Here is a 23,772-nt window from a genome sequence, read left to right as displayed (position 1 = left end):
GGCCGGCATCGCGCGCTTAACAGCGATCCCCACTAGAATTGTCGGGATCAAGCACACGATGTCGGAGTTGCCATGAGTTCCCCCGCCCAGCACGTCCCCGCCAGTGCTGCAGTGCACGAAACCCGTCCCCTGCGGTTCGTGACAGCAGCCAGCTTGTTCGACGGTCATGACGCCGCGATCAATATCATGCGCCGCATCATCCAGTCGCAGGGCGCGGAGGTCATCCACCTCGGCCACAACCGCTCGGTGGAAGACGTAGTGCGTGCCGCCTTGCAGGAGGATGCCGACGCCATCGCGCTGTCGTCCTACCAGGGCGGCCACGTCGAATACTTCAAGTACATGGTCGACATGCTCAAGCAGCATGGCGCCGCGCACATCCGCGTGTTCGGCGGCGGCGGCGGCACCATCACGCCGGAAGAAATCCGCGAGCTGCAGGCCTACGGCGTCGAGCGCATCTACCACCCCAACGACGGCATGAAGCTCGGTCTCACCGAGATGATCGAAGACGTGATGAAGCGCACCCGCGCCGCTGCCGACCAGCGCGCGAACGGTGCTGTCGCGGCGCCGCAGGTGGATATCGACGACGAGATCTCCATCGGCCACATGCTTTCGTCCATCGAAGAGGGCGGACTGTCCGAGGCCGAACTCGATCACCTGCGCAAGCAGTGGAAAATGGCCGGCAAGCAGACGCCGGTGCTCGGTGTCACCGGTACCGGCGGCGCGGGCAAATCGTCCGTGGTGGACGAGCTGCTGCTGCGTTTCCTGCATGCCTTCCCCGAGATGCGCATCGCCGTGCTCGCCGTCGATCCCACTCGCCGCCGTAGCGGTGGCGCGTTGCTCGGCGACCGCATCCGCATGAACTCGCTGCGCAGCCATCGCGTGTACATGCGCTCCATGGCAACGCGCCGCCAGCACGCTGCGACCAGCATCGTGCTGCACGACTGCATCGATTTCCTCAAGGCGCAGCCGTACGACCTGGTGATCGTCGAAACCGCCGGCATCGGCCAGAGCGATTCGGAGATCGTCGACCTGGTCGATTTCCCGATGTACGTGATGACCAGCGACTACGGCGCGGCCAGCCAGCTCGAAAAGATCGACATGCTGGACTTCGCCGAGCTCGTGGTGCTCAACAAGTTCGACAAGCGCGGTGCCGAAGACGCGCTGCGTGACGTGCGCAAGCAGTGGAAACGCAACCGCACCGCCTTCACGCTCACCGACGAGCAGGTGCCGGTGTATCCCACCATTGCCAGCCAGTTCAACGATCCGGGTGTGACCTGGATGTTCAGCAACCTGTGCCGTCTGCTGCGCGACAAGCTCTCGCTGCCCGCGCCCAAGTGGACGCCGGAGCTGGACACCACGCTCAAGGAACCGCGCGCTACCGTGCTTATCCCCGGCAGCCGCGTGCGCTACCTCGCCGAGATCGCCGAGCAGGGCCGTGGGATCAACAGCGAGATCGAACGCGAAGCGAGCTTTGCCAGCAAGGCTCAACATTACTACGAGTCGCTGAAGGATCTGGGCGACACGCACCTGCCGCGCGAACTGGCTCGCTATGAATCCGCCGCACTGCATGAGGAGGGCGTCGATCGCACCTTGCTCACCCTGCGCCAGCGCTACAACGAAGCGCTGAAGGAACTCAGCCACGAAGCCATCCACCTGCTGCACGAGTGGCCGGCGCGCTACAAGTCCGTCACCGCCGATGTCAACGAATACAAGGTGCGCGACAAGGTGATCCGCGTAGAGAACTACCGCGAGTCGCTCAGCCACCAAAAGATCCCGAAAGTCGCGCCGCCCAAGACCAAAGACTGGGGCGACCTGCTGCGCTTCCTGATGCGCGAAAACCTGCCGGGCCATTACCCCTACACCGGCGGTGTGTATCCGTACCGCCGCACCGGCGAGGATCCCACCCGCATGTTCGCGGGCGAGGGCACGCCGGAGCGCACCAACCGCCGCTTCCATTACCTGAGCCAGGGCGGTGCCGCCACGCGTCTGTCCACCGCATTCGACTCGGTGACGCTGTACGGCGAAGACCCGGCGCCGCGTCCGGACATCTACGGCAAGATCGGCAACTCCGGCGTCAACATCGCCTCGCTGGACGACATGAAGAAGCTGTACTCCGGCTTCGACCTCAGCGCGCCGAGCAGCTCGGTCTCAATGACCATCAACGGCCCCGCGCCGATCATCCTCGCGATGTTCATGAACACCGCGATCGATCAGAACGTGGAGAAATACCTCAAGGAGGACCCAGCACGCTGGGCCGCCGCCGAGAAGCGCATCGCGGAGCTGTTCGCCAACGGCAAGCGTCCGACGTACTCGGGCGACCTGCCCAAGGGCAACGAAGGCCTCGGCCTCGGCCTGCTCGGCGTCACCGGCGACCAGCTGGTGGATGCGGAAACCTACGCACGCATCAAGGAAGAAACCCTGCAGACCGTGCGCGGCACCGTGCAGGCGGACATCCTCAAGGAAGACCAGGCGCAGAACACCTGCATCTTCAGTACCGAATTCGCGCTGCGCATGATGGGCGACATCCAGCAGTACTTTGTCGACCACAAGGTACGAAACTTCTACTCGGTGTCCATCTCCGGCTATCACATTGCCGAAGCCGGCGCGAACCCGATCAGCCAGCTCGCCTTCACGCTCAGCAACGGCTTCACCATCGTCGAGTACTACCTCGCCCGAGGCATGAACATCGACGACTTCGCGCCCAACCTGTCGTTCTTCTTCTCCAACGGCATGGACCCGGAATACACCGTGATCGGCCGCGTTGCCCGCCGCATCTGGGCGCGTGCCATGCGCGAGCGCTACGGTGCCAGCGCACGCAGCCAGATGATGAAGTACCACATCCAGACGTCAGGCCGTTCGCTGCACGCGCAGGAAATCCAGTTCAACGACATCCGCACCACGCTGCAGGCGCTGTACGCGCTGTTCGACAACTGCAACAGCCTGCACACCAACGCCTACGACGAAGCCATCACCACGCCCACCGAAGAAAGCGTGCGCCGTGCCGTGGCGATCCAGATGATCATCAACAAGGAACTGGGCCTCAATTTCAACGAGAACCCGTGGCAGGGCAGCCACGTGGTGGATGCTCTGACCGACATCGTGGAAGAGGCCGTCTACAAGGAGTTCGAGGCCATCAGCGAGCGCGGCGGCGTGCTTGGCGCCATGGACACCATGTACCAGCGCGGCAAGATCCAGGAAGAGTCGATGTACTACGAGCAGAAGAAGCACGACGGCAGCCTCCCGCTGATCGGCGTCAACACCTTCCTGCCCAAGGACCACGGCGGCGAGATCGCCACCGAGATCGAGCTCATCCGTTCTACCGAAGAAGAGAAGGGCCAGCAGATCGACAACGTGCTGGCCTACGGCAAGGGCCGCAACGCGCTGGCGCCGGAAAGCCTCAAGGTGCTGCAGAACACCGCCCGCGACCGCAAGAACGTCTTCGAGCAGTTGATGGAAGCGGTGAAGTACAACTCCCTCGGCCAGATCAGCCACGCGCTGTATGACGTGGGTGGCGAATACCGCCGCAACATGTAAGAAACAGGGGGCCGCAAGGCCCCTTGTCATTTGGCAGTGCCGCTACGACGCGAAGTCCGCCATTGAGAGACCGCCTATGAAATTCATCCCATGGACCCTGCTGCTTGCCGCGTGTCAGCTGTCGGCCGGTTGCGCACCGGCCTACATGCGCGTGGCGCCCAGTGTGTCGGGTGTCGTCGTCAATGCGACCGACGGGACACCGGTGACCGGTGCGGACGTCTATCTGAACGAGTTTCCGTCACGTGGCACCAAGTCGGGACCGGACGGCCATTACACGATTCCGGCCATTCGGCGATGGACACTATGGACGGCCGGCGACCTGGTTCACGAGCGAAAGCCCGGATACCTGATCGTTGCGGATGCGCCGGGATACTTCCAAGGGCAGAAGACGTGGGATATGGGCGATACAGCGCCGCAGAACATCAAGATGAGTCGCAAGGTCGCCGGACACTAAGCGCGCGGTAGCGAAAGCGTTCCGGCTTCAACGGAACGCCGTCAAGTCCGAGTGGCCTTATCCCGCCTGATGGCGTCGAAGAAGCTCGGTGGATGCAGGCAGACCATGTCGATATTGCCGAGCTCGATATTGATGAAGGTGCGCGTGCCCTGATCCTTGGTCTGGGTGCGCAGGGTAGGCGTGCCATAGATGAAGGCGATGCATTCGCCATTTTCCTTCAAGGCCTGTTCGAGCCGCGCCCTAATTCTTTTCTTGGGATGGTCTTCGACGAGATCCCTGCGAATGAAGAAGGACGGCTTCGCTTCGCCGAGCAGGTTCTGATCCTCATCGACGAGGCGGGCCGGGGATTTGAACGCCAACAGATAATCGCCACCGGGTTTCAGTTCCGAGACCTGGGCCTTGCCCCAATAGATCCTCGGCTTCTGGCCGATGGGCACCTTGCGTTTGGGGTAGATGCACTCGAAGAGAGCGTTGAACGGGATGGCTGTCTCGGTGCCGACCGTCAGCGTCTGGGTCGCGTCCACATCGGCTTTTCGATACTTGAGCCATCGGGTGATAACGCTGCTGACTGAAAACAGCTGTCTGCTGGTCGTGGCCGCGTCGGCGCGGGATAGCCCCTGCTTGTGGCGTCGCAGTGCGCCTCCCGCCGGAACGTCGGCGATTCCCACATGGCGCACATCGTGGCTGGGTGGACGATGCAGGACAAAAACGTCCGGACCCACCGTGTTTCCCTGGCCCGATCCGAGGTTGGCAGAAGATGCGGCTGTCGACGCTTTTGCCACATCGTAAGGGCAGTCGGGCCGATGGGGCGGGTACAACCGGAAATGCGGCTGCACGCCAAGACTCTGTTCCGGCTTGTCCATGTTGGCGCAGGTCACCCGTGCCGCGCACTGCTCGTCCGGACAGCTAAACGCCCGCTTGTCGGAAAGCATGCCGTCCCAGAACAGGTCATAGGCTTCTTCAGCGGTGATCGGCTTTTGGAGTTCTTCGTTGAAGGCTACGTCCAGGTGCATGGCTGAATCTGATTTCCTGTTTTGACCGTTTGTCGAGCGCTTCAATGCGATCTCAATGAACTGCCCGCGTGGACGAGTATGGCTGCTGAGCGTGCATGCTTCATTCGCATTCTGCAGCACATGACGCCTGCACATTTGATTCACTCACCTGAACCTTCCCACTGGATCTTGCTGCGTCGCAGGATGACGCAGCAATTTCTCTCGATCATTCTCTCCGCCGTTTCCAGGCATACCGCTGACAGGGGCGAGCCACACGTTCGTGTGTGCACGCAGGTGTGTGTGTGTTGCCTGGCCGGCGCTAGGGGCGCTTTTTCTCTGGGGAGGGATGGCATGAGTAGTCGCAAGACGTTGCAGGGGAAGGTTGGAAGCTTTGCTCGCATGTCGCGCCGCCCGTTGGCGGCAGCATGCGCGGTGGCCTTGCTGGCTGGCGTAGCTTCCAGTGGTGCATGGGCCCAGGAGGCGCAGAACCCGCCGCCGGCCAAGCCCGCCGATACGAAGGCCGCTGCGCAGACGGGCCAGGTTCCCGCCAAGACCGAGAAGAAACCGCCGCAAGGCTCGGTGAGCAATCTGGATGCGGTCATCGTCACCGGCATCCGCGGCAGCATCGAGGGGGCGCTGAAGGCCAAGCGCAACTCCGACAACATCATCGAGGCGATTTCCGCCGAGGATATCGGCAAGCTGCCGGACGCGAGCATTGCCGAAAGCCTGGCGCGCCTGCCGGGCCTTGCCACGCAGCGCATGGATGGCCGCGCCAATGTCATTTCGATCCGCGGCCTGTCGCCGGATTTCGCCGGCACCACGCTCAACGGTCGTGAGCAGGCCACCATCGGCGAAAACCGTGGCGTGGAGTACGACCAGTATCCTTCCGAGCTGATCAGCGGTGCGGCCGTCTACAAGACACCCGATGCCAGCCTGGTCGGGCAGGGGCTTTCCGGCACGGTGGATCTGCACACCATCAAACCGCTGGACCTGCCCAAGCGCGCCATCGCCATCAACCTGCGCGGCGAGCACACCAGCAACGGCAAGCTCAACCCCGGCTCGGGCGTGGGCGACATGGGGCATCGCGCGAGCTTTTCGTACATCGATCAGTTCTTCGATCACACCCTGGGTCTGGCCGTGGGTTTTGCCCAGCTCGATTCGCCGATTCAGGAGAAGCAGTACCAAGCCTGGTGGTGGAGCGTAGACAACGGCTCGGCAGGCATCGAGCAGAACTGGGGTGGTCCGCATACGCCGGGCCTGCCGGATAACGTGCTCTCGCAAGAAGGCATGCAGCTGCGAGCGCAGTCGGAGAACCAGTTGCGCAATGGTTTGATGACGGTGCTGGAATGGGCGCCGGGTGACCATTTCCACTCCACGCTCGACCTGTACTACTCCACCTTCAACGAGCGCAAATACAAGAACGGTGTGCAGTGGTCGAGCAGCCCCTATAACCATAACGGGGTGCCGGTCTATAGCAACGTGGGGATCAATCAGGCGCTGCCGTATCCCATCGTGACCTCGGGCACGATGAGCAACATCGCGCCGATCCTGCAGAACGAATACATCAAGGAACACGACAAACTGTTCTCGGCGGGCTGGAACAACCAGTACGACTTCGGCAACGGCTGGGTGGTGACTGGTGACCTGTCGTATTCCAGCGCCAAGAAAAAGCTGCGCGATGCCTATCTGTTCGGTGGTCTGGCCGGCAACCCCACCACCGATGTGTTCTTCAACACACCGACGGGCGACGGTTATCCGTACTTTCGCCCCGGCATCGACTTGAACGATCCGTCGCGCGTCGTGTTCACCGATCCGGACGACTACGGCTACAACGGCCGCCAGGAGTTCGACAAGCAGAAGGACACGATCCGCGCCGCGCGCCTGGAAGTGAGCCACCCGCTGGGCTGGATCTTCAGCAGCGTGAACGTGGGCGCCGCCTATTCGGAGCGCAAGAAGACCAAGCAGGCCGATGTGTTCTTCGCCTGGCTCAACGGCAATGGCGACGACGGCACACACGGTCCTTATGACCCGACCTTCGGTGCGCCGGTTGGCTCGTCATACCTGCGCGGACCGACCTCGCTGGGTTATGGCGGCATCCCGGGTATCCTCAATTACAACGTGCTGGATGCGCTGGCGAACCAGTTCTACCTCACCGAGCGCAATGGGCAGTCCGACTGGAGCCGCAATTACTCGATCACGGAAAAGGTCCCGGTCGCCTACGCCAAGTTCAACATTGAGACCCACGTCGCCGACATCCCGCTGCGCGGCAATGTGGGTGTGCAATTCGTACGCACGGACCAGTCCTCCACCGCGTTGCAGACCAATGGCAACACCCTGGTCGGCAGGCTCACCGGTGGCGCCAAGTACAACAAGGTGCTGCCCAGCTTGAATCTGGTCGCGCAGATTGCGGACGGCCAATACCTGCGTTTCGGCCTGGCCAAGACCATGGCGCGTGGACGCATCGACGACGAGAAGGTGGCCAGCTCGGCGTCGGTGGCGCGCGTTACCGAAGGTCCGGCGGCGGGGCAGGTGCTGTGGTCCGGCAGTGGCGGCAATCCGCAGTTGAAGCCGTATATCGCGGTGGGTACGGACCTGTCGTGGGAGAAGTACTTCGGCAAGTCCAGTTACGTGGCCGTCGCCGTGTTCAACAAGAATCTGTTGAACTACATCTACAACAAGACGGTGCTGGACTTCGACTTCGCCAAGGCTGGCTTCATCAACGACACACCTTCGCTGGTGCCGACGAGCAATATCGGCTCGTTTACCCGACCGGAGAACGGCAACGGCGGGCGCATGCAGGGCCTGGAGTTGTCGGGCGCATTGGAAGGCGGGCTGGTGGCTCCGATGCTGGATGGCTTTGGTGTGCAGGCGAACTTCTCACTGACCAACAGCTCGATCCCGGAGAGTGCGGTCTCGTCCATCCCTGGCGGACCGAAAACCTTGCCCGGCCTGTCGCGCAAGGTCGCCAACCTGGCGGTGTACTACGAGAAGTACGGCTGGTCGGTGCGCGTCGCCGAGCGTTATCGGTCGTCGTTCACCGGCGAAGCGGTGCCGCTGTTCGACCAGCTCGGTTACGTGAAGGTGTTGGCGGACAAGCAGACCGACTTGCAGGTCGGCTACGCCTTCGACGAACGCAGCTCGTGGAGCGGTCTGTCGCTGCTGCTGCAGGTGAACAACCTCACCAACTCCGAGCAGAAGACCCAGCAGATCTCCGGCTTGCCCAACAACGTGCAGGTGGCGCGCCCGCTGGACTACACCACGTGGGGCCGCACGGTGATGTTCGGTGTGAACTACAAGCTATAGCGATGCCTGTGGTCTAAGTGTTTGTGCTCAGAGAGCCGGCTTTGCAGCCGGCTTCTCTTTGGTCACGCGGGCATCGAGAATCTTTTCGTACTTGTCGGCGTAGGCGCGGCAGGCGTTCGGGTCAATGAAAGGATTCGGTGTTGTTTTCGACTGCAGCAGCGCGAGCTTGCCGTCGAATCCGGAATGGTCCGGATGGGCCGAGATCAGGATGTCGCAGGGCAGCTTGGCAAAGCCACGTATACCCTTGCGGTAAGCCTCGGTGATATCGCCGTGCGTCGCATCTCCGCTGAAGTGGAACCCATCGGCGGCGACGGGATTGAGGCTGGCAGCGAAGATGACGTTGAGACATTTTTCGCCTTCGCATGATGTCCAAGACCAGCTCGTGCTGCCCGGCGTATGCCCCGGCGTGAAATGCGCGGTCACGGCCGTGTTGCCCAGGCGCAAGGTTTCGCCATCACCGATGCCGCGCACCTTCGCAACCGGAGCGAAGGCTTCGATCTCTCCCGCTTGCGGGTCATCGCTGGCAACGTGGCCGGCACGCAATGCCTGCGCGCCGCGCGGGCTGGTCACCACCGTTGCACCGCTATCGCGCGCCAGTGCGGCGATGCCGCCGGAGTGATCGAAATGCGCTTCGGTGTTGAGAATGAATTTGATGTCTTCCACCCGAAAGCCGAGCTTACGGATGTTCGCCTCGGTCGACGACACCGATTGAGGCAGCGCGCCATCGACCAGGATCAGGCCGGCATCTGTCTTGATCAGCGCCAGGCTCAGGCCGCCAAAACCCACGTAGTAGGTGTTGCCGTAGATGCGCACGGGCTCCTGCGGGCGAAGCCACTTGTCGGCATAGGGCGAAGGGATGGGCTTGGTCAACGGATCGGGTGCGGTCGCGGCGAAGGCCGTCGCGGTGAATGCAAACGTAGTGATCAGCGCGCGTACCGCAACCTGTTTCATAGGCTATCTCCCCAGTCGAATGCTTGAAGGGTAAGCGCCCATGCTTCGCCGTCAACCCTGCATTCCGGCATGTCCGCAGCACAAACGAGCGCCTCGCCGGTCAGGCAAGGCGCTCTCACGACCTGTGGCTGCGTTCTATTTGATCGTCAGGTAGTAGGTATACGTCATGGACATCATGCTGCCGCCCATCATGCCCGTCGAGGTGCGCACGATGGTGTGCTGGCCTGGCGACAGCGGCTTGAACAGCATGTAGTAGCCGTTGTTCAAGTCAGGCTGCCAGGACGTGGTGATGCAGCTGTCGAACGTGGACTGCAAGCTCGGGTCGCCCTTGACCGAGAACACGTTCTCCGAGATGTACTGGTAATCCAGCGCATCGTGGATCGGCCGTCCGTCCAGGGTCACATTGAGCGACATCATCATCATGTACTTCTTGCTGTCGGCGACCAGGAAGTCGTACAGCGATTGCCCGGGTGCTGGCCCGAAGCTTGGATCGGGGCAGGGGTAGGTATCACTGACGAAGCCGACCATCAGCAGGATGGCCTTATTGCGCGGAATGGTGCAGCTGCGTGTGAGGCTGCCGGACATCATGGGCGAGGCGATCGGTGCGAGGAACCATACCGGGCCTTCCTGGCCTTCGGCGCAGTTCGCGCCGGTGGGATCGAAGAACGGATTCTTGTCGAACGGTTGCGCGTAGAGCCACTGGATGGAGCGGTCGGCCCAGCCGTAGATGCTCTTGTCGAATGGGCGCGAATGCCTGGGGTAAAGCATCGGATTCCCATCGTTGTCGGCATCGGGCGGTGGTGCGGCGTAGGCCGCGCCCATCACACCGCAGGCAATAAGCAAGGTGCAGAACGTCTTGTACATAGACCCCTCCATAGCAAGCTGATGAGAAGCGGGAAACACGGGTGTGGGGACGGTGGTGTTTCTTGCCGAGGCTCCCTTACGGGGAAGCGCGGTCAGATTGACGCGCGGCACAGTGGCTTGCTTCCAGAAACGTGCCTGCCGTTTCCGTGATCGTGGCGCAGGGCGCAACTGGCTCCCTCCCCTGCTCGCAGGGGAGGGTTGGGGAGGGGTGAGTACTTGAGAAAGCGCGTCGGGAGAGGTTTTCTCAAGGGCTTACCCCCTCCCAGCCTCCCCCTGCTAGCAGGGGGAGGAGCAAAGCTGAGATTCGACGCTAATCAAGAGGGTGGCGGGGTGTCATGTTTAGTGGCCTGCAACTCCACCGATACTTGTGCTTCGGACTCCGCCGCTGGTATCGCTTTGGCATCGATACGTTCCGGCATCCCGAACGTCATGCTCTGAAACACCCCATCGCGCCGGATCAGCGCGTGATACAGCGCCGCACCCACATGCCCCAGGATGGTCAGGAAGAACAGATAGGCGAGATACCGATGCGCCTCGCGCAGCCACGCAAACAGTGTGGCGTTTTCGGGAAGGATGGCCGGCAAGCGCAAGGTATCGCCCAGCATGATGGGATAGCCGCCCGCCGACTGCATAGCCCAGCCGATCAACGGCATCGCCAGCATCAGACCGTAAAGCACCCAGTGCGACGCGTGCGCCACATAGCGTTGCCAGTACGGCATGTCGTCGGGCAGCGCGGGTGGCTGCGTGCGCAGGCGTACCGCGAGACGCACGATCACCAGCAGCAGAATCGCAACACCCAGTGGCCGATGGATGGCCAGCAACCATGGATGCTTCGGCGACACCGTGCCGACCATGCCGACGCCGATAAACAGCATCGCCAGGATCAGCACGGCCATGGTCCAGTGCAGCACGCGGGCGAACGGATGAAAGCTGGCAGGTGTGTTCATCGCTTGCTCTCCGCGTGAGCTGCGTCGGCATGCGGTACGCCAGGCAGGCCGGCTTCCTCGCTGGTGCGGCGCAGATACGAATTGGCGTAGGCCGCCGAACGCGCAGGCAACAGCGGATCGTCGGAGATCTGGATGCCGGCGGGCAGCACGGTCGGGTCGTAGTTGATATCGCGGCAGTCGCCGCTGTCCTGCGCCTGTTCGCGCTCGATCACCAGCGTGCCGGCGTCGATGGTGGTGCGATCCGCAGGCCATGCGCGGGTAGCGTCGTTGGTCGGATCGCCGGGCGCAGCCAGGGTCAGCAGCAGATGCCAGCGCAGCGGACCCTGGGCAAGGCGTTGCTGCAAGTCCCGGGTCAGGTAGTCGCTGTCGGCGGCACTGTGCGCCGCATGGCCGTCGTCGCTGGCCTCCGGTACAACGCGCCAGCGCACCGCATGACGCTGGCCCGCTGCGTCGATCAGGTAGAACGCGTTGAGGCTGTAGTAGCTATCCGTACTGAAGCTCGCCGATGGCTTGGCCGTTTTGGCCCAGGCGCGAAAGGCCGCCGTCTCCGGATGCGCAGCGAAGAACGCCGCCAATTTCGATGGGTCAGGCTTGCCGGTGGCCGGGTCGGGCCGGCTGGCCTGCACCTGTTCGTAGAACGCCTGCGGTGTCGCCACGGCGAACACCGGCGAGTTGTTCATCCCGGTGCGCCATTGTTGGCCATCGGCGAGATTGAAACGCAGCGCCAGGCTGCGGATGGGCGTGCCGCCATCCGGGGCATAGGGATTGCCGCCGGGAATCGCAAAGCGCCCCACCACCGGTGTGCGCACCGGCGCGAACACCCTGGCGGTGGAGTACGGCACCGCCGCACCCGTGCTTTCGAAGTACCCGCCGACGCAAACCCCCTTGGCGTGATTGCGGCGATAGCCAGGATGCAGGCCGCCGTTGGTCTGCAAGGCATCGACGATGCGCGCCGGCGTGAGTCGCCGGGGCGCCAGCCAGCCGGCGACATAGGCAAAGGCGGCGGCCAGCACGCCGACCGCGAGGCCGATCGTGATCCATCGCCAGGCAAGGCGCGGCGAAGGCGGGGTATCCAGGGGATCGGGCACGGGACGGCTCCTGACCGGGTGGTCTTGGGGGTAAGTCTTTTCTTCGCTCCCGCACGCCGGGCGGTTACCCCGCGGCCTTGCCACAGTTTCGCCTGGCGCGCTTCCAGAAACTTGCTATGCGTGCCGCACCGGGTTCCGGCGCTACCGGCAGGCGTATGATTGCCCCTGGACTGGCGCTCCGTGGGGGCTGCGCGTATGTCGATCATGCAGGCTGTTTTGCAGTCACCGCACTTCGTGGTGTTCAACCAGGTGTGCAAGTACCCGCGCGTCAATTGCGGCTACGGGAAGGGTGACGAACCCGCACGTTTCATCTTTACCCGGCGCGGCTCCTTCGCCATTCGCGTCGGCAGCAAGACCTACATGGCGCGACCGGGCCAGGCCATCCTGCTGGGCAAGCACATCGAGTACAGCGTTTCCCATCCCGACATGTGCGGCTGCGATTGCTGCACGGATATCTGGATCGACGACGCCATGCTGGACGCGCTGGGTGCCGCCAACTCCTCCGCATCAGCCTCCCGCGAATTTGCACACGATCTGCAATTCCAGAAAACCCACGTGGAAATGTTGCTCTGCATGCAACACAACGGCGGCGACAAACTCGAGGCCGAGGAAGTGCTGTTGGGCATGCTCGACCATCTGCTGCAAATCCATGCACCCGCGCGTCAGAAACGAAAGAGCGCCGGCACCGCACGACAGGTAGAGCGCGTGGAAGAGGCCATCATCGGCCACGCCGGAGAAAACCTCGGCATCGATGAGCTGGCGAAACTGGCCGGCTGCTCACCGTTCCATCTCTGCCGCATCTTCCGCCAGGGCACCGGCCAATCGCTGCGGCAGTTTCGTTTGCAGCAACGCCTGGGAACCGCGCTTGGGCGCCTGGGCGAAGGTGAGGAAGACCTTGCCGCGCTCGCCTGCGACGTGGGCTTCAGCAGCCACAGCCACATGACGGATGCGTTCAAGCAGGCGCTGGGCAAATCGCCGAGGGAAATGCGCGAGGAGCTGAGGCAGAGTGATCTTCGAAGGTTGAAAGCGCGATTGTGCGCATAGCGCGCAATCGCGATGACACTACCCGGCGAAGTTCAGGGCGCCGTAAAGGCTTTGCTCGCGAAACCCAGACGCCGGAACTTGCTGTCAGCCGCACTCACCGCAAGCACATAAGGGCGACCGCTGACCAGATGCACATCACTCAAGTCGGCCGTGCCCTGGGGACCCAGCACCAGCGTCTGCCATACCGTGGCATTGCCATGGCCGGAAGTGGCGATGGCAGGATCGAGCACAAACACCAGCGTCATCATCGCGCCGCCCGGCGGCGTCCAGCGGACATCATGGCCGTTGATGGCGACGGAGAAGCTGCTCGGTGTGTTCTGGCCAACGGCAAACAACTCGAACGTACCCTTGGGCGCGATGTAATAGCTGATGCACGATGGGATATCGATGTGCTGCTTGCCACCGGCCACGGTGAAGGTGCCCGCATAGGCGCCCTTCGCCGCGGAGTACGCGCCTTCCATCGAACCCTTCTGCTGCGTGCCGTCCACGGTGCCGCTCCAATTACCGCTCAGCGACGCGGCCTTCTTGGTGCCGGAGACCGTACCTACGTTGTTGCTCTGGCAGCCGAAGTAGGTGAAGTACATGGTTCCCGAAAAACTGCTGTCGGAAGCTGGCAGGTTCAGATACACCGAGCCCATGGTCGGGTCTTCGGGGTTGGTGGCGGGGTCTTCCTGGTAGTAGCCGACATACACGCCGCCCGGTGGCGTCGAGGCATTGGCGGCTGGCGAAGCAGGGCTGGCGGCCCAGGCGCAAACGGGCAGGGCGGCGCAGAGGGCGAGTGCGCGGAGCGAGCGTTTCTTCATGGTGGGTTGCCTCAGAACTTCAGCAACGGCAGGCCGACTTGCTTGCGGCAATCATTGCGCATGGCCTGCTCTTCCGAGACGGTCTGCTGCAGCGACGGCGCAGCCTTGTCGTTCCGGCTCGCCAGTGCGCGCTTCGCAAACTTCTCGCCGAAGCATTTGCAGTAGTCCCCCAACTTGGGGTTGCCCTTCAAATCGGCTTCGCCGTGCGGCGCAGGTATGTTGGTGCCCTGGGTGGCGCACATCTGCGCGTATTGCTCGGTGGCCTGCGCCAGTGCATCGGCATGCGCTGGTGACGCGGCGGCCATGCCGATCGCGATGCTGAGTGCGAAAGCAGGAGCGGCCCGGAGGCCCAGGGACAGATGGCGAATCACGTTCATTACTCTTCCTTTGAGTGCTGCGAATAGGCCTGCGGAAACCTGAGGCCGCCAAGGTAGGCGCGCATTATGTCGAATCGATAAGAATAATCGTGAGGTAAACTCCGCAGACCAGGGGCGCCGCCGGCCCCAGCTAGAGAGCTGCCGGCATCGCCAGGGGAACAGGGCACGGTCATTCGCGACCGCTGTCCGCGCGCTCGGCGCGGGTCATGCGGTTCAACGGAAGCACTACCAACCAAGGCATGGGAGCCACATTTTGACCCCGACTAAAAACATGTTCTGTCGCTCGCTGCTGGCTGCGAGCGTGGCCGCACTGCTGCTCAGCGCCTGCGGTTCCTCCGGCGACAAGCCCGCCGCGGCGGAGCCCGCGGCACAGGCCAAGCCACCCGCACCGGCCGCGTTCAACGTCGCTCTTTGCGTCAACGACGACTGCGGTGTGGTCGATCAGGCCGCCAACGTACTCATCCCCTTCAAGAACGACTACGACAACTTCAGCCCCTTCCTGATGAAGGACACGCTGCTGGTTCAGAAGGATGAGCAATGGCTGCTGCTGGATGCCAAGACGCGCCAGCCGATCAAGACGCTTTCCGGTGACATCTACACCGTCACCCCGGGCTACTTCGGCTTCGAGCGCGACGGCAAGATCGGCCTGATGGACTACCAGGGCAATGAAGTCGTGGCGCCACGCTTCGACAGCGTCTTCTCTGGCGGCGAAGATCAGTACATCAATTACCAGGTTGGTGAGAAATCCGGCGTCATCGATGTCCACGGCAAGCAGCTCACCGACGCGGTCTACGACAGCATGGTGGTGCGCGAAGACCTGGATACGCGCGGCGGGCTGATCACCGCCGATCGCGGCGACCAGAAATGGCTGATCAACCTCAAGGATGGCTCGCAGAAGCAGGTGGAGTACGGCAGCCTCGGCGAGATCAACGACGGCCATATGGTCGCCGCGGCGCCTGACCACATCCGTAGCGGCCTGACGGACGCCAACGGCACGCTCGTGGTCCCGGTGAAATACGAGTGGATGGGGCTGCCCAGCGAAGGGCTCGTTGCGTTCCGCGAAAAATCGGCGGAGCCCTGCGGCTACATGGATTACACCGGCAAAGTCGTCATCGAGCCGCGTTTCGTGCAATGCGAACCCTTCGGCAAGAAGGGCGCCCTGGCGAAGCTGCAGAGCGACGACAGCAACCCTGCAAAGAACAAGTTCGGCATGATCGACCGCAGCGGTGCATGGCTGGTCCAGCCCAGCTATGACGCGGTGGGCGAGGCCGAGCACACGCTGCTGGGCATGCTCGGCCACAAGCAGGGTTACGGTTCCATCTTCCGCCAGGCCGATGCCTTCTCGTATCTGTCCGGCATTTTCGATCTGGACCAGGGACGCGAGATCATTCCCGCCACCTACCAGCAGGTGGGCGTGCTCACGCCGCAGCGCTTCGTGTTCAGCGGCGCCGATGCGCCGAAGATCAACGTGTCCATCCTCGGCCAGGTCACACCCGTGCCCGCACTCGGTGTGATGGACGCCGCCGGCAAAGTGCTGACGAAGCCGGAGACGTTCGCCGACATCCGCCTCGACAAGACAGGCCGATACCTGGTCGCTCGTGATGGCGAGGAACAGCCCCACGAAGCCTTGCTCGATCTCGACGGCAACCAGCTGATCGCGCCGCAGTGGCACGAGCTGCACATCGACACCCAGCGCAACATCATCCTCGGCTACGACCTGCGCGGTACCGGCGACGATGCCGTACGTGTGATGCGCGCCGCATATGACCTGCAGGGCAAGACGCTGTTCACCGTCAAACACACCGACTGCGGTGCGGACCAATTGGTGGATGGCAGCGGCAAGGTCATCTGGCCGCAGGATGTGAAGCCGTATTGCAAGTCGGCGGAGCAGCAGGCGAGTACCGAAGGCTGATCAACCGGTGTAGTGCCCTCGAAGCGAGCGATGCTTCGAGGGCACTCACTACGCAGGTATGACGGCCCGCACGATCAGCAACGCACCCGCCACAACCGCGACGGCGCCGATCGCTCGCGCAGCACGCTCGCCGTGCGGTGCAAGACGTTCCATAGTGATGGCGGCTGTCACCAATGCCATCACGCGCAGATCCATAACGCCAATCACCAGGAAGATTGCCGTCAGGCCGGCGCAGCAGTAGCTGCAATGAAGGCCAAGGCGCAGGCCATGTCGCCATGCCTCGCTGATGTTCGCCTGCAACTTATGGCGATGTCCCGGCGCTCCCCGGCAGCATGCAAGGTGATGGGCCTTCCACGCGGTGAACTGCAGCGCACCGGCGATCAGCACGACCATGCCCTCCATCAACGGCACGGCGCGCGCCAGCGCCGGCTGCTGCATCTCGGCCGCGGCGAGGAGGGCGCCCAGTGGGAAAGCGATGACTCCCAATGTCGTCCATACGAGGAAGTAAGCCAGACCCGTAACGAGAGTCAGCTGGCCGAGTCGTATCTCACCGTTATCGCTAATCGCCTGGCGATAGCGCCACAGCATGGGGATCAGTGACGGCAGCATCATCGCCACCATCATCACGGCCCACATGCCAAGGAACGTCAGCGCGGCGCCGGGCCACGTCTGTCCGCACATCGGCATCCATGCCATTGACATGGTCCAGTGGCCGGGCATCGGCATGCCGCCCATGGCGGACATGGACGAGCACCAGGCGATGGTGATGGCCGCGCTGGCGGCAAAGAGCAGCGCGGCGATGCCAAAGAATGCTTGTTGAGAGGCTCGCTCGGACATCATGCGCCGGTCTCCAGATCTTTCGCTCAATTTGCTCGTCATCCCGGCGTAGGCCGGAGGCGCTTCACAACAGCGAAGCTGGTCATCCAGTTCAAATAACCGTGCGAAGCACTCAAAAGCGATTTTCGTGTGCTGCGCACGCGTACTTCACTGGATCCCGGCCTGCGCCGGGATGACGAGCAAGAACTCAACCCTGCGCGTACTCATCGTGCCGGCGCCACCAGATCCCCGTCTCATTGCGCCCCAGCGGTGCGCGATCGAGCCAGTGATACATGCCCCAGATGCCATCCACGCCGCGCGCATAGGTGGAATAGGTGTGGTAAACCACGCCGTCTTTCAGCACGAACGCACTCATGCCTGGACGGTCGCGCGCATATGTCGCCACATCGGTTCCACAGGTGGCGGCCAGACGGACCACAGGTTCCGGTGCTTCGGCTTCATCCATCGCGTGGCCGCCGCGCTCGTAGTTGTATTCGATAAGTCCCTTGCGCTGTTGCTCCTCAGTGAAGGAGACGTCGAAGTCGAAGTTGAAATCGCTGTCGGTCGAAGACGCCCACGGGAACGTCCAGCCCATCCGCTGCTTGTACGCCCGCAGCTTGGCCAGCGGCGCCCGCGACACCGCGGTGAACGCCACGTCGTGGTTGGCCAGATGAACAGCGATGCCATTGAAGCCATCCGCGACCGCCGAGCAGGATGGGCAGCCCGCCGTGTAGTCGGGTCCGAACATGAAGTGGTAAACGAGCAGCTGCGAACAGCCCCGGAACAGCTCGGCCAGCGGGACATTCCCCTCGTCGGTCTCGAATCGATACGCCTTGTCGATCCGCACCCACGGCAATGCCTGCCGTTGCCGCGCCAGTTCATCACTACGCCGCGTGTGCTCCTTTTCCGCCTTGAGCAGCTCGATCCTTGCTGCCAGCCATTCGTTGCGAGTCCCGGTGGTATGTGTCGTCATAACCTTTCTCCGTCTGGTGCCGTTCGTACCGTGCCGGTACGGCGTGCTGGTGAGTGGACGTGAGATAGACTGCGACGGGCCGGCCGGAGGGTGGGAGTGACAAGTGTGGCGCGATTGAGATGAGCTCGATTCGATGGACTCGTTGATCACGGCGGCGGCACGCGCGCTGGCCGCGGGAGACCCCCTGGGGGCACTGAACCGCGTGGCCCTGCGCGATGACCCACCCGCGCTCGCGCTTCGCGGGATTGCCATGGCGCAGCTCGGTGATTTCGTCCGCGCCAAAGCCCTCGTACGTAGCGCGGCGCGCGCCTTCGGTGCAAAAGAGGCTGTGGCACGCGCGAGGTGTGTGGTTGCCGAAGCGGAAATTGCGCTGGTCTCGCGCGACCTGGGCTGGCCCGAGAAGGCGCTCGACGCCGCGCGGATCACCCTCGAAGCCCACGGCGACCGCGTGAACGCCGCGCACGCTCGCTATCTCGAAATCCGGCGCCAGCTTCTGATCGGGCATCTCGACCTGGCCGAGCGTACGCTTGCCGGACTCGATGCCTCGCTCTTCCCGCCCGCCCTGAGGGCCGCCCACGAACTGGCCGTTGCCGGCATCGCCATGCGCCGCCTGCACGCGAAGACGGCGCACGCGGCGCTCACCCGGGCCGCGCAGGCGGCGCGTCTCGCCGCCATCCCTGCGCTGACGGCGGAAGTCGAAAACGCGTCCCTCGCACTCCATACCCCCGCGGCACGCCAACTGGCGCGCGGCAAAGAGCGGTTACTTCTCCTCGAAGACGTTGAAGCTTTGCTGGCGTCGAAGGCGCTTGTGGTCGACGGGTGCCGTCGCGTCATGTGTAACGCGGGCGAGATGGTCTGGCTCGCCAGGCGCCCGGTATTGTTCGAGCTCGCCAGCGCGCTGGGCGAAGCGTGGCCCGACGACGTGCCAAGGGATGCGCTCATAGAGCGTGCCTTCCGCGCCAGGCATCCGGATGAATCGCATCGCGCCCGCTTGCGTGTCGAGATCGGGCGGCTGCGCAAGGCGCTGCGGATGCTGGCCGATGTGAGCGCCACCACGCGAGGCTTCACGCTGGAACCACACAGTGCACGTGAGGTTGTGGTGCTGGCGCCGCCGGTGGAAGAAAAACATGCGGACGTACTCGCCTTTCTCATCGACGGCGAATCCTGGTCGAGCTCAGCGCTGGCGCTGGCGCTTGGGGCCAGCCAGCGCAACGTACAGCGGGCACTCGATGCACTCGCGGCGACAGGCAAAGTACAGTCGTTCGGTCGCGGGCGGGCCCGCCGCTGGATGACCCCGCTCATGCCGGGATTCGCGACGGCCTTGTTACTCCCTGCGTCACTACCGAATGATTAGGATGGACGCATGAAGCCGACACCTGCCGACATCATTAGAGAATACGGACCCTTCCCGGGCGTGGACAAAGTGGCTGGCGTCACCTATGACGGCGAGCACGTCTGGTTCGCCAGCGGAGACAAGTTGAACGCCCTCGACCCGGCGAGCGGCAAGACGTTGCGTTCGATCGATGTCGCCGCCCACGCCGGCACAGCCTTCGACGGCAGGCACCTGTTTCAGATTGCCGAGGATCGCATCCAGAAAATCGACCCCGATACCGGCCACGTACTTTCCACCATCCCGGCCCCCGGCAACGGTGGCGATTCGGGGCTCGCCTGGGCGGAAGGCACGCTCTGGGTGGGTGAATACCGCGCCCGCAAAATCCACCAGGTCGACCCCGCCACCGGAGCGATTCTCCGCACCATCGAATCCAGCCGTTTCGTCACCGGCGTCACCTGGGTGGAGGGCGAACTCTGGCACGCCACCTGGGAAGGCGACGACAGCGACATACGGCGCATCGATCCGCAAACCGGCGAGGTCCTTGAGCGACTCGAAATGCCGCCTAACTCCGGCGTGTCCGGACTCGAATCCGACGGCGGCGACCGGTTCTACTGCGGCGGCGGCATGAGCGGAAAGGTGACCGCTATCCGTCGGCCGAAGCGTAGAGTGGCGAGCGGAAGCAAGTAAGCGAAGCGGTGCCCGGGCACCCAATGGGTAGGAGCCCACCCTGTGGGCGACCGCTCTCCCCGAGCGCCGCACGCGCGTGAATCGCGCACAGGGTGCGCTCCTACAAAGCGTTTGCCAGATGACGCGCAAACTCAAGGACCGCTAGCCGGTCCTGCCGACGACGCACTCGCCGGCGCCTTCCCCTTGCCCTTATGCATCCGCGGCCCCTCGCGGCTTTTGCCGCCACGCCCACCCTGATTGCGATACATATCATCCGCCATGCGCTTCTGATCATCAGAGAGCACCGCGTACAGATCGCTCATCGCGGAAGAAAGCTTCTGCATATTCTCCGCATGCAGTTGGGTGAGGTCGGCATACGACTTCATCGCCTCCACCGCATTCATCGTGCCCAACTTCTGCGCACGGTCGCGGAAAGCCTGATCAGCGCGGTTGGCGTTGTCGCGCATGGTCTGCGCAAACGCATCCCACTGCTTCGACTGCTTATCGGTGATCTTCAACGTGCCGTGCATCTCGGTGATGCGCTGCTCCACGGCATCCGCGCGTCGCTCAGCGCGGCTCTTGGTCATGGCGGCTTTGGGCGCCGCCGCTGCGGAAGTGGCTGGCGCGGGTGAGGTCTGCGCCCAGGCGGCAGGGGCGAGCATGGCGAAGGACAACAGCGCGGGCACAGCCAGAGTGCGAATCACGGGCTTCATAGTGGGATGCTCCGAATCACAGGGCGAATCGACGGCGATCAAGAAAGGGCGCAACGGCGCCTGCTAATAGCCGGGCGGATAGCTGTCGTCGTAATACACAACACCGGGCGGAGGAGGCGGAGGCGCGGTGCGATACACCACCTCCGGCGGCGGCTGCGTGCTCGAGTTGGCGATAGCCGCGCCGGCCACCACACCCAGCAGCGCACCCACAATGACGGCACCGCTGTTATCGCGGCCACCGCGCCGACGATGGTCGTAACGCGGCGGCGGCACCGGCCGCCCATGGTGATAACCGCCACCAGGACGATAGCGCTGCGCCTCCACCGGCAAGGACGACGACAGAACCAGCAAGGCAAGCAGCGCCACCGCAATCTGGCGGGCGCGCAAGAAACGAAAGGTGCGAGTCATCAACGTACCCTCCTCACATGCAACGGTAGTCGTAACGAACAGACCGGCATCGGTCGCTTGCGCAGTGAAGTCGACGCAAAGGGCAGGGCCGCCAGGGCGAAGTCCGGCCAGGCCGGATCGAACCCGCCGGAATCTAGGCCATGACATGTGTAGGTTTCCTCAAGAGGGGGCGGGAGCGGGCTGGCTCCCGGCCTGGCGCAGGCAATCCTCGTCATCGCACAGGAAGTTGCGTCGCGCTTTCACATCGTCATCTTCGGTCCCATGCTTTGCTGCTGTGTCTGCATGCGAAGTTGCTCATTGAGCTGTTGCTGGTGGTCCATTTGCTGATTGACGGTTTGCAGTTGCTGGTGCGATTGAACCAGTGGAACATGCATCGCCTGCTGCGCATCCACGGCGCCCCAGCCGGTGCGCGGGTCGTCGATATCGCCGCGAAACGCCTGAAACAGATGAATGTTGGGGGAGACTTGGCCGGTCTCGCGGTTCTGGCCGAACTCCATGTGGGTCACCTCCCGCAAGCCAGCCCGTTTTGCTTCGATCAGGGTGCCGGTGGCCAGCCGCTCCATTTGATCTGGATCAAGGCGAAAGCCGCGTGCGTCATGCAGCTTGGTCAGCTGCTCTTGAATGCTGCGGTACGTGCCATGGTCGGGATGCTCTGGGTGTCGCGGGTCGAGTTCGTGAGCGTCAGCGTTCGGGGTGGTGACTGCATGGGGCGTGGATCGGAGATGGGCCACTGGGGCTGCCAGCGCCGGCTCGCGGAGCTCGCTATTCATCGATGCGGGGGCTTGCTCCGGAATGGGCTCACGGGGCGTGGGCGGATTCGGTGGCGCCGGTTCCGCTGAAAGGGCTGGCGAAGGCCTTGTCGCCGCAACCGCGCGGTGAATCCCTTCCATGTGCGCCGTTGGTCTGTCGAGGTGGGCGGGTTCGACGCGCGTTTCTTTCGTCAGGGCTGGATCGTGCAGGGTGCGCTGTTGCGTCTGCTGGTGCGACAACGTCGGCGCGTGATGCCCCGGCGGCCTCCGGCCGAGTTCCTGCTCGGTGCGCTGATTGATCATCTCTACCTCGCGCAGCAAGGCGTGTTCATGCGCGGAGTCGGGGTGCATCTCGCGGTGCACCGGTGTCAACGAGCGCGGACTGATGGTCTCTGGCGTATCGAAGAGCGACGGCAGTACGGGGATGTTGCCGACCTCCTGATGGCGCTGGCGGTCGAGCGCGCGATGCCGGGTCGAAGGGGTGTGGTGGTCATGCGACACGACCGGCACATACTGGTTGGCGTTGGGGCCATCCCTGGTGTGATCGAAATGGTGGGGCGCGGAGGGCAACTGGCTGCTGTCGAAGTACGGCCGGGGCGTTTTGTCCTTGCCCAGGTCGATGCCTTCTTTCTCCAATAGCTCTTCGCTCAGGCCAAGGCGCTGCATGTCGATGGTCAGCTCGGGCTTGTGCCCCTGGAACGGCCGGGCCTTGTCCTCGGCCTCGATCACGCGCTCGATGGCCCAGCGTCCGTAGTAGTTGGGGTAGTTGGCTTCGCCGCTGCGGCCGACGACGAGAGGGCGCTGCCCGGGTTGTGCATGCTTGGGATCAGGGCGGTCGAAATAGTGGTGCCCCATCGCGGCGATGTTGGCGGGTGTGGGGGAGAGGGTGCCGTCTTGGTTGAAATTTAAGCCTGGGCGTGGCTCGGCCTTGGTGCGAGTTGAGCTTGGGTCCTGCTGGACGAAGTCGGCTGTCCTATTGTTCTGGGTGTCCAGCATCTCATCCAAACCGGCTGTTGGAAGAGCCTGCTTTTGGTGGCTTAGCAAGGCGTTCCAGCCGGCGATTTCAGCTTTGGCTTCATCTTCGCGGCTAGCTTGGATGAGATTAGCGATAGGCCGGGTATAGTCGTGTACGGACGATTTCTCGGCGGCCGTCGCCTCGATGGCCTTCATGAAGGCGGTGATTGATTGCTGCTTGGCCGCACTGTTGAAGCTATGCTGGATTTCGTGCCCCATCACAAAGGTCAGGTCTCGCGCGTCGAAGCGTCCTTGTGGATTGTCTTCCGCCTTGGTCTGCAAACTTAGCGCCGGCAGGTTCATCGATTGATGGCCGGGATCGTAGGTGCCACCCGCGCCGCTCTTGGCGTCGAGGATATTGAGCTGTTTGAGGTGACCTTCGCTGACTGAGCGCTTGATTTCGTCTGAGAGAGCCGGCGAACCGTTGATGGTCGATTGAAGGTTGTCCAGCATGCCCTGCGACACAGGCAGGAGATCGCCGTCGGTATCGCCATAACTGCTGTTCGCGAAATGCACCATCATGCTCTGTAACTTCACAATGGATTTCAGATCGCCGCTGGCGCCGGTGCCGAAAGGTGACAAGCTGCTAGATGGCAGGATGACCAGACGCGATGACAGATCATAACTACCGGTCAGATGGCGAAGGCCATCGCCCGATTCCACGGCAAACCCTGTGAGTTGGTCCTTGGTGGCCTGCCGGTTCAACGTATCCAGTAGAGCGGCATCTGCCGTAACGGCTTCTCTTAACTGCGCAACCTGTTCAGGACCGATGCCTGGTTGAGTAGCGAATTGTGCGAAGGCGGCTTCTAGATGGGGATTGGGCTTCGCCAT

Annotated in this window: 19 protein-coding genes; 7 read left to right on the top strand and 12 right to left on the bottom strand. The window is 63.1% G+C overall.

The genetic code is table 11. The features are described 5' to 3' along the window. Positions 1–72 precede the first annotated feature (72 nt). Both ISS97_RS10920 and ISS97_RS10915 read left to right on the top strand, forming a co-directional pair. A complete protein-coding gene (locus tag ISS97_RS10920; RefSeq protein WP_379986665.1) occupies positions 73–3,534 on the top strand; it encodes a methylmalonyl-CoA mutase family protein in 3,462 nt (1,153 codons plus the stop codon). Between the two features lie 76 nt (positions 3,535–3,610). Then, a complete protein-coding gene (locus ISS97_RS10915) occupies positions 3,611–3,988 on the top strand; it encodes a carboxypeptidase-like regulatory domain-containing protein (RefSeq protein ID WP_379986666.1) in 378 nt (125 codons plus the stop codon). A gap of 41 nt (positions 3,989–4,029) precedes the next feature. On the opposite strand, the gene ISS97_RS10910 is transcribed toward ISS97_RS10915, so the two are convergent. Then, positions 4,030–5,001 carry a hypothetical protein gene (locus tag ISS97_RS10910; RefSeq protein WP_379986667.1) on the bottom strand — a complete coding sequence of 324 codons (972 nt, stop codon included), beginning with the start codon at positions 4,999–5,001 and terminating at the stop codon, positions 4,030–4,032. Between the two features lie 330 nt (positions 5,002–5,331). Between ISS97_RS10910 and ISS97_RS10905 the strand changes: the two genes are divergently transcribed. After that, the gene (locus tag ISS97_RS10905) at positions 5,332–8,283 is read left to right on the top strand and encodes a TonB-dependent receptor (RefSeq protein WP_379986668.1); all 2,952 of its coding nucleotides are present in this window, start codon (positions 5,332–5,334) and stop codon (positions 8,281–8,283) included. 27 nt (positions 8,284–8,310) lie between these two features. On the opposite strand, the gene bla is transcribed toward ISS97_RS10905, so the two are convergent. From bla to ISS97_RS10885, 4 genes are all read right to left on the bottom strand, one after another. After that, positions 8,311–9,234 (bottom strand): subclass B3 metallo-beta-lactamase, encoded by a 924-nt coding sequence (bla, locus tag ISS97_RS10900; protein WP_379986669.1) that lies wholly within the window; start codon positions 9,232–9,234, stop codon positions 8,311–8,313. Positions 9,235–9,369: 135 nt separating this feature from the next. Beyond that, positions 9,370–10,098, bottom strand: coding sequence for a hypothetical protein (locus tag ISS97_RS10895; RefSeq protein WP_379986670.1), 729 nt, complete (start codon positions 10,096–10,098; stop codon positions 9,370–9,372). A 314-nt stretch (positions 10,099–10,412) separates the two neighbouring features. After that, positions 10,413–11,045 carry a cytochrome b gene (locus tag ISS97_RS10890; RefSeq protein ID WP_379986671.1) on the bottom strand — a complete coding sequence of 211 codons (633 nt, stop codon included), beginning with the start codon at positions 11,043–11,045 and terminating at the stop codon, positions 10,413–10,415. After that, positions 11,042–12,133: a catalase family peroxidase gene (locus ISS97_RS10885; protein ID WP_379986672.1), complete on the bottom strand. Its 1,092-nt coding sequence runs from the start codon at positions 12,131–12,133 to the stop codon at positions 11,042–11,044. Before ISS97_RS10885 ends, ISS97_RS10890 begins: the two co-directional genes overlap by 4 nt. A 195-nt stretch (positions 12,134–12,328) precedes the next feature. Between ISS97_RS10885 and ISS97_RS10880 the strand changes: the two genes are divergently transcribed. Beyond that, positions 12,329–13,177, top strand: coding sequence for a helix-turn-helix domain-containing protein (locus ISS97_RS10880; RefSeq protein ID WP_379986673.1), 849 nt, complete (start codon positions 12,329–12,331; stop codon positions 13,175–13,177). 32 nt (positions 13,178–13,209) lie between these two features. Here ISS97_RS10880 and ISS97_RS10875 read toward each other — a convergent pair whose 3' ends face one another. Continuing rightward, entirely contained in the window at positions 13,210–13,980 is a 771-nt protein-coding gene (locus tag ISS97_RS10875) for a hypothetical protein (protein ID WP_379986674.1), read from the bottom strand. A gap of 11 nt (positions 13,981–13,991) precedes the next feature. Next, positions 13,992–14,357 (bottom strand): hypothetical protein, encoded by a 366-nt coding sequence (locus ISS97_RS10870; protein ID WP_379986675.1) that lies wholly within the window; start codon positions 14,355–14,357, stop codon positions 13,992–13,994. Positions 14,358–14,628: 271 nt separating this feature from the next. Here ISS97_RS10870 and ISS97_RS10865 point away from each other — a divergent pair, with 271 nt between their 5' ends. Further along, the gene (locus ISS97_RS10865; protein ID WP_379986676.1) at positions 14,629–16,269 is read left to right on the top strand and encodes a WG repeat-containing protein; all 1,641 of its coding nucleotides are present in this window, start codon (positions 14,629–14,631) and stop codon (positions 16,267–16,269) included. 48 nt (positions 16,270–16,317) lie between these two features. Here ISS97_RS10865 and ISS97_RS10860 read toward each other — a convergent pair whose 3' ends face one another. Both ISS97_RS10860 and ISS97_RS10855 read right to left on the bottom strand, forming a co-directional pair. Next, on the bottom strand, positions 16,318–17,109 hold the full coding sequence (locus tag ISS97_RS10860) for a DUF2182 domain-containing protein (protein WP_379986677.1): 792 nt from the start codon (positions 17,107–17,109) through the stop codon (positions 16,318–16,320). 184 nt (positions 17,110–17,293) lie between these two features. After that, complete coding sequence (locus ISS97_RS10855; RefSeq protein WP_379986678.1) at positions 17,294–18,058, bottom strand: DUF899 domain-containing protein; 765 nt, start codon at positions 18,056–18,058, stop codon at positions 17,294–17,296. A 133-nt stretch (positions 18,059–18,191) separates the two neighbouring features. Between ISS97_RS10855 and ISS97_RS10850 the strand changes: the two genes are divergently transcribed. Both ISS97_RS10850 and ISS97_RS10845 read left to right on the top strand, forming a co-directional pair. Then, a complete protein-coding gene (locus ISS97_RS10850; protein ID WP_379986679.1) occupies positions 18,192–19,412 on the top strand; it encodes a helix-turn-helix domain-containing protein in 1,221 nt (406 codons plus the stop codon). Between the two features lie 9 nt (positions 19,413–19,421). Next, positions 19,422–20,078, top strand: coding sequence for a Vgb family protein (locus ISS97_RS10845; RefSeq protein ID WP_379986680.1), 657 nt, complete (start codon positions 19,422–19,424; stop codon positions 20,076–20,078). Between the two features lie 131 nt (positions 20,079–20,209). On the opposite strand, the gene ISS97_RS10840 is transcribed toward ISS97_RS10845, so the two are convergent. From ISS97_RS10840 to ISS97_RS10830, 3 genes are all read right to left on the bottom strand, one after another. Then, positions 20,210–20,770 carry a Spy/CpxP family protein refolding chaperone gene (locus ISS97_RS10840; RefSeq protein WP_379986681.1) on the bottom strand — a complete coding sequence of 187 codons (561 nt, stop codon included), beginning with the start codon at positions 20,768–20,770 and terminating at the stop codon, positions 20,210–20,212. Between the two features lie 63 nt (positions 20,771–20,833). Next, entirely contained in the window at positions 20,834–21,178 is a 345-nt protein-coding gene (locus ISS97_RS10835) for a hypothetical protein (RefSeq protein ID WP_379986682.1), read from the bottom strand. A 239-nt stretch (positions 21,179–21,417) separates the two neighbouring features. Further along, the gene (locus ISS97_RS10830) at positions 21,418–23,772 is read right to left on the bottom strand and encodes an XVIPCD domain-containing protein (protein WP_379986683.1); all 2,355 of its coding nucleotides are present in this window, start codon (positions 23,770–23,772) and stop codon (positions 21,418–21,420) included.

The sequence above is a fragment of the Dyella koreensis genome (assembly GCF_044904565.1).
GTDB classification, from domain to species: domain Bacteria; phylum Pseudomonadota; class Gammaproteobacteria; order Xanthomonadales; family Rhodanobacteraceae; genus Dyella_D; species Dyella_D koreensis.
Note: the sequence above shows the minus strand (reverse complement) of the source record. Positions and strands in the feature narration are given on the sequence as shown.